The sequence below is a fragment of the Neisseria sp. P0019.S002 genome, assembly GCF_051957155.1.
In the GTDB taxonomy this organism is placed as follows: domain Bacteria; phylum Pseudomonadota; class Gammaproteobacteria; order Burkholderiales; family Neisseriaceae; genus Neisseria; species Neisseria perflava.
In genome coordinates, this window is sequence record NZ_JBQCWS010000004.1 from 92,036 (window position 1) to 107,862 (window position 15,827).

The 15,827-nt window shown below is 50.7% G+C and carries 16 protein-coding genes; 7 read left to right on the forward strand and 9 right to left on the reverse strand.

Going from position 1 to position 15,827, the window contains the following annotated elements; genetic code table 11:
- Nucleotides 1-112 precede the first annotated feature (112 nt).
- Nucleotides 113-3,547, reverse strand: coding sequence for a DNA polymerase III subunit alpha (gene dnaE, locus ACTHTY_RS07605; protein WP_440367095.1), 3,435 nt, complete (start codon nt 3,545-3,547; stop codon nt 113-115).
- Between the two features lie 165 nt (nt 3,548-3,712).
- Here dnaE and ACTHTY_RS07610 point away from each other — a divergent pair, with 165 nt between their 5' ends.
- Together ACTHTY_RS07610 and ACTHTY_RS07615 are read left to right on the forward strand one after the other, a co-directional pair.
- Nucleotides 3,713-3,946, forward strand: a complete 234-nt coding sequence (locus ACTHTY_RS07610; protein WP_002221492.1) for an RNA-binding S4 domain-containing protein — start codon at nt 3,713-3,715, stop codon at nt 3,944-3,946.
- Nucleotides 3,924-4,142 (forward strand): hypothetical protein, encoded by a 219-nt coding sequence (locus tag ACTHTY_RS07615; RefSeq protein ID WP_049336941.1) that lies wholly within the window; start codon nt 3,924-3,926, stop codon nt 4,140-4,142. Before ACTHTY_RS07610 ends, ACTHTY_RS07615 begins: the two co-directional genes overlap by 23 nt.
- 99 nt (nt 4,143-4,241) lie before the next feature.
- Here ACTHTY_RS07615 and ACTHTY_RS07620 read toward each other — a convergent pair whose 3' ends face one another.
- Together ACTHTY_RS07620 and yihA are read right to left on the reverse strand one after the other, a co-directional pair.
- The gene (locus ACTHTY_RS07620; RefSeq protein WP_225905463.1) at nt 4,242-4,703 is read right to left on the reverse strand and encodes a PepSY domain-containing protein; all 462 of its coding nucleotides are present in this window, start codon (nt 4,701-4,703) and stop codon (nt 4,242-4,244) included.
- A 343-nt stretch (nt 4,704-5,046) separates the two neighbouring features.
- A complete protein-coding gene (gene yihA, locus ACTHTY_RS07625; RefSeq protein WP_049336942.1) occupies nt 5,047-5,688 on the reverse strand; it encodes a ribosome biogenesis GTP-binding protein YihA/YsxC in 642 nt (213 codons plus the stop codon).
- A gap of 215 nt (nt 5,689-5,903) precedes the next feature.
- On the opposite strand from yihA, the gene ACTHTY_RS07630 reads away from it, so the two are divergent.
- The 5 genes from ACTHTY_RS07630 to rarD all read left to right on the forward strand — a co-directional run bounded on the left by ACTHTY_RS07630 (nt 5,904) and on the right by rarD (nt 12,182).
- Nucleotides 5,904-6,527, forward strand: a complete 624-nt coding sequence (locus ACTHTY_RS07630) for a c-type cytochrome (RefSeq protein ID WP_003684518.1) — start codon at nt 5,904-5,906, stop codon at nt 6,525-6,527.
- Nucleotides 6,528-6,794: 267 nt separating this feature from the next.
- Nucleotides 6,795-8,747: a cytochrome c biogenesis protein ResB gene (locus ACTHTY_RS07635; protein WP_440367240.1), complete on the forward strand. Its 1,953-nt coding sequence runs from the start codon at nt 6,795-6,797 to the stop codon at nt 8,745-8,747.
- The gene (gene ccsB, locus ACTHTY_RS07640; protein ID WP_440367097.1) at nt 8,740-9,927 is read left to right on the forward strand and encodes a c-type cytochrome biogenesis protein CcsB; all 1,188 of its coding nucleotides are present in this window, start codon (nt 8,740-8,742) and stop codon (nt 9,925-9,927) included. The genes ACTHTY_RS07635 and ccsB overlap by 8 nt, the downstream gene beginning before the upstream one ends.
- Before the next feature lie 99 nt (nt 9,928-10,026).
- The gene (gene tsaD, locus ACTHTY_RS07645) at nt 10,027-11,097 is read left to right on the forward strand and encodes a tRNA (adenosine(37)-N6)-threonylcarbamoyltransferase complex transferase subunit TsaD (RefSeq protein ID WP_204788774.1); all 1,071 of its coding nucleotides are present in this window, start codon (nt 10,027-10,029) and stop codon (nt 11,095-11,097) included.
- A gap of 176 nt (nt 11,098-11,273) precedes the next feature.
- A complete protein-coding gene (gene rarD, locus ACTHTY_RS07650) occupies nt 11,274-12,182 on the forward strand; it encodes an EamA family transporter RarD (RefSeq protein WP_440367099.1) in 909 nt (302 codons plus the stop codon).
- Between the two features lie 89 nt (nt 12,183-12,271).
- Here rarD and murU read toward each other — a convergent pair whose 3' ends face one another.
- The 6 genes from murU to rplM all read right to left on the reverse strand — a co-directional run bounded on the left by murU (nt 12,272) and on the right by rplM (nt 15,774).
- A complete protein-coding gene (gene murU, locus ACTHTY_RS07655; protein WP_440367100.1) occupies nt 12,272-12,967 on the reverse strand; it encodes an N-acetylmuramate alpha-1-phosphate uridylyltransferase MurU in 696 nt (231 codons plus the stop codon).
- A gap of 86 nt (nt 12,968-13,053) precedes the next feature.
- Nucleotides 13,054-13,554, reverse strand: a complete 501-nt coding sequence (hpaC, locus tag ACTHTY_RS07660; RefSeq protein ID WP_049336944.1) for a 4-hydroxyphenylacetate 3-monooxygenase, reductase component — start codon at nt 13,552-13,554, stop codon at nt 13,054-13,056.
- Between the two features lie 10 nt (nt 13,555-13,564).
- The gene (gene hpaR / locus ACTHTY_RS07665) at nt 13,565-14,002 is read right to left on the reverse strand and encodes a homoprotocatechuate degradation operon regulator HpaR (RefSeq protein ID WP_004520883.1); all 438 of its coding nucleotides are present in this window, start codon (nt 14,000-14,002) and stop codon (nt 13,565-13,567) included.
- Between the two features lie 340 nt (nt 14,003-14,342).
- Nucleotides 14,343-14,849 (reverse strand): protein disulfide oxidoreductase, encoded by a 507-nt coding sequence (locus ACTHTY_RS07670; RefSeq protein WP_440367102.1) that lies wholly within the window; start codon nt 14,847-14,849, stop codon nt 14,343-14,345.
- 88 nt (nt 14,850-14,937) lie between these two features.
- Nucleotides 14,938-15,330: a 30S ribosomal protein S9 gene (gene rpsI / locus ACTHTY_RS07675; RefSeq protein ID WP_003681515.1), complete on the reverse strand. Its 393-nt coding sequence runs from the start codon at nt 15,328-15,330 to the stop codon at nt 14,938-14,940.
- 12 nt (nt 15,331-15,342) lie between these two features.
- Nucleotides 15,343-15,774 (reverse strand): 50S ribosomal protein L13, encoded by a 432-nt coding sequence (gene rplM, locus ACTHTY_RS07680; RefSeq protein ID WP_003684605.1) that lies wholly within the window; start codon nt 15,772-15,774, stop codon nt 15,343-15,345.
- Nucleotides 15,775-15,827 lie beyond the last annotated feature (53 nt).

Sequence of the window (15,827 nt, forward strand, 5' to 3'; positions counted from 1 at the left end):
ACTCTATCCAATAAGGCCGTCTGAAAGCCTGAATCTTTATCTGATTTATGTTTTTAAAGCGCTTTTTAAATTAAAGGCCGTCTGAACGTATAGTTTCAGACGGCCTTTAGTTTTACCAATTCACGCGGACAGCCCTGCTGCCGAGCAATGTTTCCAGTTCGTCAAACAAGGCGGTGCTTGGCGTTACCATCCATTTGGGCGCAATTTTCAATTTGCCTGATGCTTTGCCGTTGCTGTACGACAGTTGCAGTGGGATGTGCGACGTGTCGGGCAGGCGGTGGGCGGTGAGGATGGCGGCGAGGCGCGTGATGTCGTGGCCGGGGGCGAGGGCGAGGCTGAGGCTGCGGGCGTAGCGTTCGCGCGCCATTTGCAGGGTCATAACTTGGTTTGCCATAATGCGCAGACCGTCGCCGCTGCCGTAGTCGTCGCGGCTGACTTTGGATTCGATAATCAGCACTTGGTCGGATTTGAGGTAGTCGGCGCAGTTTTCCAGCGTCTGGCCGCTGACCATGATTTCAATCTGTCCGCTCAAATCTTCGAGGCTGACGAAGGCGATTTTGCCACGTTTGCCCATCATGGTGCGCACGGCGGTCACGAATCCGGCGAGGCGCACGCTGTCTTGCGGTTTCAGACGGCCTAACTTGGTCGGGGCGATTTGGCGGACTTCTTGGGCATATGGGCCGAACGGGTGTCCGGACAGATAAAAGCCGATGACGGTTTTTTCTTCGGCGAGTTTTTCCGACTCGCTCCACATGGGCACGTCAACGAGCTGCACCGGTTCGATGGCGTCTTCCATCATGTCGAAAAGTCCGCCCTGATTGGCGTTGGCGGCTTTTTGGTCGGCGTTGTTCATGGCTAGGTCGATGTTCGCCAAGAGCATGGCGCGGTTGGGTTCGATGCTGTCGAACGCGCCGCCGCGTATCAGGGCTTCGAGGGTGCGGCGGTTCATGTGTTCTTTGCCGACGCGCTCGCAGAAGTCCAACAGGCCGGTAAACTTGCCGCCGCTTTGCCGCGCGGCGATGATGGATTCGACGGCGGCTTCGCCTGTGCCTTTAATCGCGCCGAGTGCGTAGCGGATTTTCATGTTCGGATACGGCGTGAAGCGGTAGTCGGATTCGTTGATGTCAGGCGGCAGGAACTCGATGCCGTTGGCGCGGCAGTCATCGTAGAAATGCTTGAGCTGGTCGGTGTTGTCCAATTCAGACGACATAGTCGCCGCCATAAATTCGGCGGGATAGTGGGCTTTGAGCCATGCGGTCTGGTAGGAAATCAGGGCGTAGGCGGCGGCGTGGGATTTGTTGAAACCGTAGCCGGCGAATTTTTCCATGTAGTTGAAGATTTCGTCGGATTTTTCGCGCGAAATGCCTTGTTTTGCCGCGCCTTCGGCGAAAATTTCGCGGTGTTTCACCATTTCTTCGGGCTTTTTCTTACCCATGGCGCGACGCAGCAAGTCCGCGCCGCCGAGCGAGTAGCCGCCGATAATTTGCGCCGCCTGCATCACTTGTTCTTGATACACCATAATGCCGTAGGTCGGCGCGAGGATACCTTCGAGCAGCGGGTGGATGTATTGGAATTCCTGACCCTTCATACGCGCGACGAAGTCGGGAATATTGTCCATCGGGCCGGGTCGGTAGAGCGACACGAAGGCGATAAGTTCTTCAAACTTGGTCGTATGCGCCGTTTTCAGCATTTTTTTCATGCCGGTCGACTCGAACTGGAAGACGGCGGTGGTGTTCGCATCGCGGAAGATTTGGTAGGCGGCCTGGTCGTCAAGCGGAATCTTGCCGACATCGACGATATCGCCGGTGGTGTTTTTGATGTTGTTCTGCGCCATTTCGATAATGGTCAGGTTGCGCAGACCCAAAAAGTCGAATTTCACCAAGCCCACGTCTTCCACGTCGCCTTTGTCGTACATGGATACGGGCGAGGCGGATTCGTCCGCCTGATACACGGGGCTGTAATCGGAAATCTTGCCCGGCGCAATCAACACGCCGCCTGCGTGCATACCCAAACCGCGCGTCAGGTCTTCCAGCTTTTTCGCTAGCGTAATCAGTTCGTCCGCTTCTTCCGCTTCAATCAATTCCTGAATCTGTGGCTCGGCCTCCATGGCTTTTTCTAAACCCAGGGGTTTGTTGGCTTCCAACGGAATCAGCTTGGACAGTTTGTCGCACAGCATAAACGGCAGTTCCAGCACACGCCCCACGTCGCGGATGACCGCTTTGGACGACATCGTGCCGAAGGTAACAATCTGGCTGACCGCTTCCGCGCCGTATTTCTCGCGCACATACTCAATCACGCGGCCGCGGTTTGCCTGACAGAAGTCCACGTCAAAGTCGGGCATGGAAACGCGTTCAGGGTTTAAGAAACGTTCGAACAGCAGCGCGTATTTGAGCGGATCAAGGTCGGTAATCTTCAATGAATACGCCACCAGCGAGCCTGCGCCCGAACCACGGCCCGGCCCTACCGGACAGCCATGCGTTTTCGCCCAGTTGATAAAGTCTTGTACGATAAGGAAATAGCCGGGGAATTTCATCTGGATGATGATGTTCAACTCAAAATCCAAACGTTCCTGATATTCCGGCATTTTTGCCGCACGCTCCGCCTCGTCGGGATAAAGCTGAACCATGCGTTCCTGCAAACCCTCGTTGGACAGTTTCACCAAATAATCATCCAGCGACAGGCCGTCCGGAGTAGGGAAGAGCGGCAGAAAGTTTTTGCCCAATGTGATGTGCAGGTTGCAGCGTTTGGCAATTTCTACCGTGTTTTCCAAGGCTTCAGGCAAATCGGAGAAACGTTCGGCCATCGTTTCCGGCGGAATGAAAAACTGGCTCGGCGTGAAATCGCGCGGACGTTTTTTGTCTGTCAGTACCCAGCCGCCTGCGATACACACCCGCGCCTCGTGTGCGTTGAAATCGTCGCGGCTCATAAACTGTGTCGGATGCGTCGCTACCACCGGCAAACCCAGTTCCTCTGCCAGCTTCACGCTGCCGGAAACGCAAGCCTCCCATTCAGGGCGTTCGGGCAGGCGTTGCAGCTCTAAATAAAACGCATCGGGAAACCACGCCGCATATTTCAACGCCGCCGCACGTGCCGCGTCTTCATTGCCGTTTAAGAGATTCACGCCCACTTCGCCGTAATGCGCGCCGCTCAAACAAATCAAGCCGCTGTTGTCGCCATTTTCCAGCCATTCGGAATTGAGTTCCGCATGATGGATATTGCGGTCTTTGCCGACATACGCCTCCGTCAAAAGCTCGCTCAAGCGCAGATAACCTGCATCGTTGCGGATAATCAGCATGGCGCGAAACGGCTTGTCAGGTGCATTCGGATTGCCTATCCACACATCCGCCGCGCCGATGGGCTTAATCCCTGCGCCGCGGCAGGCTTTATAGAATTTCACCAAGCCGAATTCATTCATCAAATCGCTGATGCCCAAAGCAGGCAAACCGTATTCCTGCGCTTTGGCAATCAGTTTTTTAATCCGCACCATACCGTCGGTAATCGAGAATTCGGTATGCAGGCGCAGGGGGATGTAGGTCGGCTCGGTCATGGCAAAATCGGCGTGAACAATAAAAGGCGTATTGTAGCAGGGTTGGCAGCGAAAGGCCGTCTGAAAACCAAATGTAATGGGGTTGGATAAAGCAAATAAAACAGAAGTGGGCTTTCTTTCAGACGGCCATGTTAAAATATCGCCATTATTGAAAAGGATTAAATGATGGAAGCAACCGTCTATCTTGAAGACAACGAATACATCGCCTTATGCGACCTGTTGAAACTGGCCGGTCTTGCCGAAAGCGGCGGACAGGCAAAAGCGTTTATCGCCGAAGGGCTGGTGTTGCGCAACGGCGAAACCGAAACCCGTAAAACCGCCAAAATACGCGGCGGCGAAGTGATTGAATTTGACGGCGCACGCTTGGAAATTGCCGATGGATACGACCCTGAAGAATAAAGCCGAAGCCATCTTGGGCGAACCGCTTTTAGACGAACCTATCCGCCCCGAGTCGTGGGAATGTTGCGGCAGCGAGTGCGGCGATGCCTGTATCCAGACAATGTATTGGGCGGAAAAAGCCCGCTATGATGCACAACGGCGGAAATTGAAAGAAGCAGGTTGGGTAGGCGGCGAAGATGAGACAAAGGCCGTCTGAAAACGATTGGCTTGATGTAAATCGTGTTTTAAATAATGCTGCATTAAAGCCAATGCCGTCTGAAAGTTTCAGACGGCATTGGCTTTTTTAAAGTTTAAATTAAGATTTTGTTACCTCGGAAGTGGTTGCATTTTCAGGTGTGCCAGGTGCAGCATCGGCAGGAGCCTGATAATCTGTATTTTGCGATGAAGAGGGCTCAGCATTGTCATGTTTATGATGCTTATCATGTTTACCAAAGTGTCGTTTGTCTTGATCGTCATCTTGTGCTACTGCCAATACTTTGCCGTTTTGAGCATCAACCAAAGCTTCGTATTCAACGCCGTCTTTCAAGATTTCTACTTTGTAACGGCCGCCCAAATGTTGTTTGTATTTGTAATCGACATCTTTAACGACGCCGCCCACTTCTGCTACCGCTGCTGCGGCTGCTTGCTGGCCGGAAACCTTTGCAAACATACCTTCTTTGAAAGCCATGGTACCTGCCGCACCGGCAACGCCCAAACTTGAAGCAATAATACCGGCAATGATGAGTTTTTTTGAAATAAAAGCGTTAATGCGTTTCATGATTTTCTTTCCTACTGTGTTGTTGAACGATGAATGCATTCTATGCCTCAACAATTAGCTGAACATGAGCAAAACGCTAAGATGTGTAATGGGTTGCAATACTAAAATTAACACTTTAATAATGGAGATCGAAGCCGCGTTTTCAGACGGCCTTGCTGATATGTTGTGATGGCATATTTGGCGCAGATTGTGGTTTGCGTGTGAAAACAAAAAAAGCGTGATGAAAAAAAGGGCATGTGTGAGACATGCCCCCGGATTAAATGGTAAATGCGATGGTGAGAAACCAAATGACAGAATAAGATTTGCGGTTGGTCAACTTATCTCATTCCGCCTTGTTTTACAATCACTCAGGCGATGTTTCGCCTGCAAGATTTTCGATTTCTTCGCGATGCGCGTCAAACCATGAGCCGACCACTTGATTGACTTCGTCCATACCTTGCTTTTTCAGGCTGGAGAACAGTTGAACGCTGATTTTTTGGCGTTCGGTGTAGGGTTTGAGTGATTTTTTTACTGCCGCCAAAGTTTTAATCTGGTCGTTTTTAGACAGCTTGTCTGCTTTTGACAGCAGGATATGCACAGGGCGGCCGGTGATGTGGAAGAAGTCCAGCATTTGAATGTCTAAAGCCTTGAGTGGATGGCGCGAGTCCATAATCAAAATCAGGCCGATCAGTTGGCGGCGTTGTTGCAGGTAGTCGCCCAAGAGTTTGACCCAGTGCGCACGAATGGCCTCCGGTACTTGCGCGTAGCCGTAGCCGGGCAAGTCGACCATGAAATTGCCGTTTTCCAGTTCAAAGAAATTGATGTGTTGGGTACGGCCCGGTGTTTTGGAAACGTAGGCAAGGCGCACATGATTGGTTAAAGTATTGATGGCACTGGATTTTCCTGCATTGCTTCGGCCGACAAAGGCAATCTCGGCCGGCGTGTCGGGCAGGTCTTTCAGATGGTTGACCGTTGTAAAGAATTTGGCGTTTTGAAAAAGATTCATCAGTATTTCCTTGCATGGAAACAAAACTGCAACATCATAATTTGTATCGGGCATTTATGTTGCAGCAGTTTGGTAATTTGAGTAGTAATTTAATGTAAACTTGGTATAGAATAGCACGTTTATAGAATTATCGGTTTTAATCGGGAAAATTCCCCGGTATTTGAGTATAAAAAAGGCATTGACGCGGTACGCAATGCTGTAATCAGGAGCACTCCATGAAACGATTGACTTTATTGGCCTTGGTATTGGCTGCCGGTGCGGTTTCCGCTGCCCCTAAAGCAGATGCTGAAAAAGGCAAACAGGTAGCGACTACTATCTGTGCGGCGTGTCACGCAGCCGATGGTAACAGCGGTATCGCAACTTATCCTAAACTGGCAGGTCAGGCTGCGGCCTACACCTACGGTCAAACCATGGCCATCAAAGACGGTACCCGTACCCACGGTGCTGCCGGCGTGATGAAACCGATGGTGATGAACTTGTCCGAACAAGACATCCGCGACGCTGCCGCCTACTACGCTAAACAACAAGGCAAACCGGGCGAAGCCAATCCTAAAGAAAACCCAGAGCTGGGCGCGAAAATCTATCGCGGCGGCCTGAGCGCTAAAAAACTGCCGGCATGTATGTCTTGCCACGGTCCTAGCGGCGCAGGCATCCCTGGCGGCGGTACTGAAATCCAAGCCTATCCTCGTCTGGGCGGCCAACACAAAGCTTACGTTGTCGAGCAAATGAAAGCTTACCAATCCGGCCAACGCAAAAACGCCATCATGGCCGATATTGCCAACCGTCTGAGCGAAGAAGAGTTGAACGCAGTAGCCAACTTCATCCAAGGTTTGCACTAATTTCGTTTTGAAACGAGCTTATTGATACAGGCCGTCTGAAAACCCTTCAGACGGCCTTAGCCAATATAGGCCGATAAGCCTGATTGTTTTTTTCAAATAGCGACAGAAAGATTTTTACTACAATATGCAGTATTCTTCCTTTCGCATCACACGTCATTGCAGTCCGTTCTACCGATCGGGTTGCCCCAAGCCGACATTTGAGACATGAGTAAATCTTCATCATCCGTCCCACTTATCCGTAGACCATGGTTTGCCTTTTTCAGCTCCATGCGCTTTGCCGTTGCCCTGCTTAGCCTGTTGGGCGTGGCTTCGATTATCGGTACGGTCTTGCAACAAAATCAGCCACAAGTTGATTATTTGGTGAAATTCGGCCCGTTTTGGTCGCAGATTTTCGGCTTTTTGGGCCTGTACGACGTGTATGCCTCGGCGTGGTTCGTTGTCATCATGATGTTTTTGGTGATTTCCACCGGATTGTGCCTGATTCGCAATGTTCCGCCGTTTTTGCGCGAGATTCGTTCCTTCCGTGAAAACGCCAAGGAAAAATCACTGGCGGCAATGCGCCATTCCATCGTTTTAGACGGACAAGTAACACCCGAAGTTGCGCAACGTTATTTGGAAGTGCAGGGCTATGGCTGCAAAACCGTTACGCGTGAAGACGGTTCGGTTTTGGTGGCGGCAAAAAAAGGTGCGATGAACAAATGGGGCTATATCTTTGCCCATGCCGCGCTGATTGTGATTTGTTTGGGCGGTTTGATAGACAGCAATATCCTGCTGAAAATCGGTATGCTTACCGGCCGGATCGTGCCGGACAATACGGCGGTTTACGCCAAAGACTTTAAGCCCGAAAGCGTGTTGGGTACGTCTAATTTGTCGTTTAGGGGCAATGTCAATATTTCGGAAGGTCAGAGCGCGGATGTGGTATTTCTGAATGCGGATAACGGCATGCTCGTGCAAGACTTGCCGTTTTCCGTCAAATTGAAGAAATTCCATATTGATTTTTACGATACCGGTATGCCGCGCGATTTCGCCAGCGACTTGGAAGTCACGGACAAGGCGACCGGCAAAGTCAGCGAACACACCATCCGCGTCAACCATCCTTTGACGTTGCACGGTATCACGGTTTATCAGGCAAGTTTCGCCGACGGCGGCTCTGACTTGACGTTTAAAGCCTGGAATCTGGCTGATGCCGACCGCACTCCGGTCAAACTCAAAGCAACTTCCATGCGCGAGTTTCCGCTGGATTTGGGTAAAGCTTCTTATAAACTGGAATTTGACCAGTTTACTTCGATGAACGTCGAAGACATGAGCGAGCCATCTGAAAAAGAGCAAAACTTGAAATCTGCCATCAATGATGTTCGTTCCGTTCGTCAGGAAGGCAAAAAATACACCAATATCGGCCCGTCTATCGTTTACCGCATCCGCGACAAAGCAGGGCAGGCAGTCGAATATAAAAACTATATGCTGCCGGTAAAACAAGATGAAGACTATTTCTTCATTACCGGCACACGCAGCGGCTTGGCGCAGCAATACCGCTGGTTGCGCATTCCAATGGATAAAAACGGTAAAATCGATACCTTTATGGCTTTGCGCCAATATTTGAAAGACGACGCGGCACGCCGTAAAACCGTTGCCAACGCTGTCAAAGGCGCACCCGCCGAAATCCACGAGCAATTCATGGCGGCGGCGGAAAATACTTTGTCGATTTTTGCCAAAGGCGGCTATTTGGCTTTGGACGAGTTTGTTACCACCAACATTCCCAAAGATCAGCAGGAAAAAATGCAGGGCTATTTCTATGAGATGCTCTATGGCGTGATGAATGCCGCTTTGGAAGATACGATCAGTACATACAACCTGCCGGCTTGGCCGCAAGATGAAAAACGCAACCGCTTCCTGCTGCATGCAATGGACGCGTACACCGGTTTAACCGAGTATCCTGCGCCGATGTTGCTGCAATTGGACGGCTATTCCGAAGTGCGCTCTTCCGGCCTGCAGATGACCCGTTCTCCGGGGGAATTCTTGGTGTATTTGGGTTCGGTATTGCTGGTGTTGGGCACGGTATTTATGTTCTATATCCGTGAAAAACGTGCTTGGCTGCTGTTTTCAGACGGCCGTATCCGTTTTGCCATGTCTTCCAGCCGCAACGAACGCGACTTGCAGAAAGAATTTCCGCAACACACACGGCAATTGCAGCAGCTTGCCAAGGATTTGAACCATGAATAACAAACATCAGGCCTTGCCCGAGCATGAGCTTCTGACACACAAATCATTTATCCGAAACCTCAACCTCTTCGACTGGGCATTCGCACTGCTGATTGCCATCGGTGCGTTTATTGCCCAAACCCAAGCCGGTCTGCACATGGACATCTACGAAATGGTGATTTTGTGGGCGAGTGCCGGTATTGCCGTTTTTCTGGGTTGGTTTTTCAAACCGATGCGCTGGTTTATCCCTGTGGGTGTGTGCCTGGCGTATTTTGCCGTTGATTTGTATGGCGGCGATATCAAACATGCAGACGGCTTCTTGCTCAAATACCTGTTAAGCAGCCAGTCGGCGATTATGTGGCAATGCGCGTTTGTGTTCTTTGCCTTGTTTGCTTATATCGTCGGCGCGATAGCGGCGGTGCGCAAGAATGTGCCGACCAACACGCTTTTGGGCATGGGTACTGTGTTTGCGTGGGTTTCCGCGATGGCGGGCTTTGTCGGTTTGCTGGTACGCTGGCATGAAAGCTATCTGCTGCGTCCCGATGCCGGTCATATTCCGGTTTCCAACCTTTACGAAGTATTCATCTTGTTCTTGGTCATTACGGCACTGATGTACCTCTATTACGAAGGCCGTTTTGCCGTACAAAAACTGGGTGGCTTTGTCTTCAGCTTTATGGCGATTGTGGTCGGATTTGTCTTGTGGTACAGCGTTTCACGCGAGGCTCATGCCATTCAGCCGCTGATTCCGGCTTTGCAGTCTTGGTGGATGAAAATCCACGTTCCGGCCAATTTTATCGGCTACGGCGCATTCTGTATCGCCGCCATGCTGGGTATTGCCGAACTGCTAGCACTCAGAAAAGAAGATGCAGGCAAAAAATCATGGCTGCCGCACTCGCAAGTCATTGAAGAAGTCATGTACAAAGCGATTGCCGTCGGTTTCTTGTTCTTTACTATTGCCACCATTCTCGGCGCATTGTGGGCGGCTGACGCGTGGGGTCGCTATTGGAGCTGGGACCCGAAAGAGACTTGGGCATTCATCGTTTGGCTGAATTACGCTATCTGGTTGCATTTGCGGCTGGTGGCAGGCTGGCGCGGCAAAGTGTTGGCTTGGTGGGCGGTCATCGGCCTGGTCATTACCGCCTTTGCCTTTATCGGCGTGAATATGTTCTTGAGCGGCCTGCATTCTTACGGCACTTTGTAAGTAGCTTATCCCGCACTTTATTTCAGACGGCCTTTTTCCGTTTTCGGGGAAAACGCCGTCTGAATCGTTTTTAATCATTTTTTCAGACGGCCTCAAACCATGTTGGTATTAGGAATTGAATCATCTTGTGACGAAACCGGCGTTGCGCTCTACGATACCGAGCGCGGCCTGTTGGCGCATCATTTGCACACACAAATGGCGATGCACGCCGAATACGGCGGCGTTGTCCCCGAATTGGCCAGCCGCGACCATATCCGCCGTGTCGTGCCGTTGACGCAAGGTTGCTTGAAGGAAGCAGGCGTAGGCTATGCCGACATCGACGCGGTTGCCTTTACGCAAGGCCCGGGTTTGGGAGGTGCATTGCTGGCTGGTTCGGGCTTCGCCAACGCTTTGGCATTTGCCATCGGCAAGCCCGTTATCCCTGTCCACCATCTTGAAGGCCATTTGCTCTCGCCTTTATTGGCAGACGATAAACCTGAATTTCCATTTGTCGCTTTACTGGTGTCGGGCGGACATACGCAATTTATGGCTGTACGCGGTATCGGCGATTACACCTTGCTGGGTGAAAGCGTGGACGATGCGGCAGGCGAAGCGTTTGATAAAACGGCCAAGCTTTTGGGCCTGCCTTATCCCGGCGGTGCCAAATTATCCGAGCTGGCTAAACTCGGCACGCCTGATGCTTTCACGTTCCCACGCCCCATGCTCCATTCGCACGATTTGCAGATGAGCTTTTCCGGTTTGAAAACCGCCGTTTTGACCGCTGTCGAAAAAGTCCGCGCCGAAACCGGCAGCGATGAAATTCCCGAACAGACGCGTAACGACATTTGCCGCGCTTTCCAAGATGCGGTGGTTGACGTATTGGCGGCCAAAGCCAAAAAAGCGTTGTTGGATACCGGTTTCAGAACTTTGGTGGTTGCCGGCGGTGTGGGTGCAAACTGGAAACTACGCGATGAATTTTCGCGCTTAACCGTCAAAATGCCGTCTGAAAAAGGCAAACCCAAACCGCAGGAAGAAAAAATCAACGTCTATTTTCCGCCGATGGCATACTGTACCGACAACGGAGCAATGATTGCCTTTGCCGGCGCGATGCGTCTTGCCGAGCGTCAGGCTGTCGGCGCATTCAATGTCAAGCCGCGCTGGCCGCTGTCGGATATTGTGAAGCAGGGCTGATGTATTAGACTGCTTCGATGCAATGAAAGGCCGTCTGAAAACCTGAAGACAGGGTTTTCAGACGGCCTTTAATGAAACGGATGTTTGCGGTAAAACTTCATTCAAAAAGATGAGTAATTTTTTCATCCGATTTTTCTACAATATTAACTTTGATTGATTGCAAAAGGCCGTCTGAAATGACGAATTTATCCAAAGGTTTGCTGGCTGCGATAGCGTCCAATTTGTTGTTTTCCATGCTGTTTCTGTATGGTATGTGGATGCGGCCGATGACGGGGACGGAGGTGTTTGCCTGGCGCATGGTCGCCATGCTGTCGGCTTTGTGCGTGCTGATGACGATGGTCAACGGTTGGCAGGCGGCAACGCGTTTTGCTTATGGCGTCGGCCGGGATTGGAAACGATGGCTGCTGATTGTATTGCCGACGCCGATATTTGCCAGCCAGTTGTGGCTGTTTGTCTGGGGGCCGGTCAATGGGGAAGGGGTAAACATTGCCATGGGTTATTTCCTGTTTCCTTTGGCAATGATGCTGGGCGGACGGATTTGGTTTAAAGAGCGTTTGAACCGGTTGCAGAGGGTGGCGGTAATCTTGGCGTGTGCAGGCGTGGCATGTGAATTGGTGCGGTCGGGCGCGTTTTCGTGGACGACTGTATGGGTGTTCGGTACTTATCCGTTTTATTATCTGCTGCGTCGCAAGCTGGGCGTGCCTTCCTTAATCGGGCTGACCTTTGATTTGATGATGATTACGCCGTTTGCGTTGGCGTATATTTTGCTAGCAACGGATACGCCGGCGATGATTGCGGCCAAACCGGTTTTAATCTTTTTTATCGTGTTGCTGGGCTTCAATAGTGCAATATCCATGCATTTGAATTTGAAGGCAAATCAGTTGCTGCCGGTGGCGGTGTTCGGCATGTTGAGCTATTTGGAGCCTGTATTGCTTTTTATTGTATCGATTGTGTGGCTGGACGAGCCGGTGCAAGGCGGCGCATTGATCGGCTACGGACTGATTTGGTCGGGATTGTGCGTGATGATTGTCAATGGCTTGTTGGGAATGAAGAAAGAAAAGAGAAATTGGCTAAAGCTTGATTGATGGATTAAGGCCGTCTGAAAATGGTTTGATCAATGTTTTCAGACGGCCTTGAATATTAAAAGGGACGTATTGGATACGTCTCTTTTGTCTTACCAGCTTTGGGCGATACGGTCGGCTTCTTGCAGGCGTTCGATGGTGCCGACGTCCAACCAAAGGCCGGTGTGGTGTTCGCCGCTGATTTGGTTTTGGCTCATGGCTTGACGCAACAGAGGGGCAAGCTTAGCAGCCTGGTGTGCCGGGGTGTCTTTGAAAAGCGCGGGATGATAAACGCCCACACCGCTGAAAGTCAGGGCTTGGCCGTCTGCGGATGAGGCGGATACCAGGCCGTCTGAAAGCAGGCCGAAGTCTCCTTCGGGATGATGGGGCGGATTGTCCACCAGCCACAAATGGGCGAGAAGGTTGTGTTCCTGTATGCGCTGAGCAGCCAGTCGTGCAGCTTGGAAATCAATGTTGGTCAACACGTCGCCATTGACGACCAAAAACGGCTCGTCGCCCAAAAGAGGCAGGGCAGTGGCAATGCCACCCGCGGTTTCCAGGCCTCCGGCACGTTCGGGAGAATAGGCAATGCGCACGCCGTAGTCCGAACCATCTTTCAAGGTGTCTTCGATTTGCTGTCCAAGCCAGGCATGGTTGATGACGATTTCAGTAAAACCGGCCTGCTGCAGGCGGCGCAAGTGCCAGCCGATAAGCGGTGTACCTGCTACTTCGAGTAAGGGTTTGGGCGTGTGGTCGGTCAGCGGGCGCATGCGTTCGCCGCGACCGGCGGCTAGTATCATTGCTTTCATGGGTGTGCCTATAATGTGTGAAACAGAAAAAGTCTCAGGCCGTCTGAAAAATGAAACCGATGTTTCAGACGGCCTGAGACCTTTATTTATGCCAAAGATTTGAATTGCCTACGGAAATACAGCAATGCCGGCGCTTGCGTGTCGGTATTGCGGATTTCGTTGATCTGAACGAAAAAGACGTAATGCGTGCCGATTTCGCGTTGATCGACAATGCTGCCGTGCAGGTGCGCCAGCGCGCCTTCGACTTCTAGCTGTCCGGTTTGTCCTCTATGCCAAATATGGTATTCAAAGCGCTCTTCGGGCGAGAGGTCGGTCAGTCCGGCAAAGTGTTCGGCGACATCCTGCTGGCCGTCGTTGAGTGTGTTGATACACAAATCACGGTTGCCTTGCAGGATGGGAATGATGGCGGATTGGCGGTTGATGCACAGCATGACCGTTGGCGGCTCGTCGGTAACAGCAGTTACGGCAGTCATGGTAATGCCATAGCGTCCTGCTTCACCGTCTGTCGTGATAACGTGTACACCGGCGGCACAGGAGGCCATGGCATCTCGGAAGGATCTCTTGAGTGTGTGTGTTGAATCTGTCATCCGGCTCGCTTTATTTTAATGCCTGTTCGATTTTTGCCAGCTCTGCCAAGAGTTCTTTGAGTTGTGCCATTTTTTCTTTGGTGAGGACTTTTTCAATTGCGTCATAGCGCTCGTCAACCAATGCGCCGGTGGATTCATAGAGTTTCTCACCTTCGGGCGTCAGTTTCAGGTAAACACGGCGTTGGTCGTTGGAAGGCTTCAGGCGGACGGCCAAACCTGCTTTTTCCAAGCGGGTCAGAATGCCGGTCAGGCTGGGGCGAAGGATGCAGGCCTGATTGGCCAAATCTTGGAAGTCGAGTGTGCCGTTTTCCGCTAAGAGCCGGATGATACGCCATTGCTGGTCAGTAATATTGGCTTGGTTCAGAATAGGGCGGAATTGGGTCATCAATGCTTCCCGTGCCTGAATCAGACCGATATTGATAGATGCATGTTTAGATTGGTTGGGCATTACTAAGTCTCCGGTGTTATCAAAAATCAAACCGTTGAAGCGTGAGGTAGATTGATAAAGGCGAATATTGCTGTTTTAAGGCTGCCGTCGGCAACCGGGTTTATGGGAACAAAAGCATCACTGCCACAATATTAGATGAAGATCTCTAACAGTTTGTTTTGATAATAATGTTTCCAATTGTTCTTATGGTTATATCTTAGTCTATTTTCTTTATAATCTCAACAAAATCATATGTTATTGGGAAAGAGATAGTTTATTTATTTATGAAGTGGAATAGGGTAAATATATTCGGCGGAGATGATTCTTTGGGTTTGCTATTTTTAGTGGATTTTCAATGAATTTAGCCGAAGATGTCTGCTAAGTAAATTCTGATTTTTAAGCCGATGTAGCTAGAAAGTCCGGATGTGTGATGAATCATTTTTCCATCTTTTAATATGATAATGGTTGGTGTGACGGCGATATTCCATTTTTGGGCCATCAGGCCGTCTGAATCGTTGACGTTTGGAAAGGATAGATTGTTTTGTTGCATATGGTGGGCAATGTCTGCGTTGCTTCCGGAGCGCAAGGCTACGCCCAGTGTTGGGATATTGTCTTGGTGCAGCTTTTCTATGGTTGATGATGTGTATGAACAAATACGACACCAGCTGCCCCAAAAATAAACGACGGCAACCCGATTTTGGCTGAAGGATTGAAGGGAAGTGGTTTGCCCATCAGTTAAAGTGATGGTTTGTGCTGCCGACTGCAAGGGTTGCTCAGGCTTGCGCACCCAGTCGACAATCAGGGATAAGAAGATGAAGAGAATCACAGCCTGAAGCAATGATTTGGCGTAGTGGAGCAGGGTTTTCATTATATATTACGGGGGATATTGGATTATCGTTTTATAAATGAAAAAAGCCTTGCAAAGCAAGGCTTTTTGATTCGATTCTGAAAACGTATTAACGTTTGGAGAATTGTTTTGCGCGACGTGCTTTGCGCAAACCTGGTTTTTTACGTTCAACTTCACGAGCATCGCGAGTAACGAAGCCTGCTTGAGACAGGGCTGGTTTTAGGGCTGCATCGAAGTCGATCAGGGCGCGGGTGATACCGTGACGGATAGCGCCGGATTGACCGGTTTCGCCACCACCGGTTACGTTAACTTTGATGTCGAAAGATTCGGCATTTTCAGTCAGAACCAGAGGTTGACGTACAACCATGCGGCTGGTTTCACGTGCGAAGAATTCGTCAACGGGACGGCCGTTTACGATGATTTGGCCGGTACCTTTAGTCAAGAATACACGAGCCACTGAACTTTTGCGGCGGCCTGTGCCGTAGTAGTATTTACCGTTCATGTCGTGTCCTTATTATTTCAGTTCCAAAACTTTAGGTTGTTGTGCAGCGTGGCCGTGTTCGGCACCGGCGTACACTTTCAGTTTTTTGATCATGGCGTAGCCCAGAGGACCTTTAGGCAACATGCCTTTTACGGCTTGTTCCAAAGCACGACCTGGGAATTGCTCTTGCATTTCGCGGAAGGTACGCTCGTAGATGCCGCCTGGGAAACCAGAGTGACGGAAGTATTTTTTGTCTTCGAATTTAGCACCGGTCACGCGCAGTTTGTCTGCGTTGATGACGATGATGTAATCGCCGGTATCAACGTGAGGGGTGTATTCGGGTTTGTGTTTGCCGCGCAGACGGTGTGCGACTTCGGCTGCGACACGACCCAGAACTTTGTCTTCTGCGTCAATGACGAACCATTCGCGCTTCACCTCGTGGGGTTTTGCAGAGAAGGTTTTCATGGTTGGAATCCAGATATATATAGAAAGTTATGGATTTTAAAGAGGAGATTGGC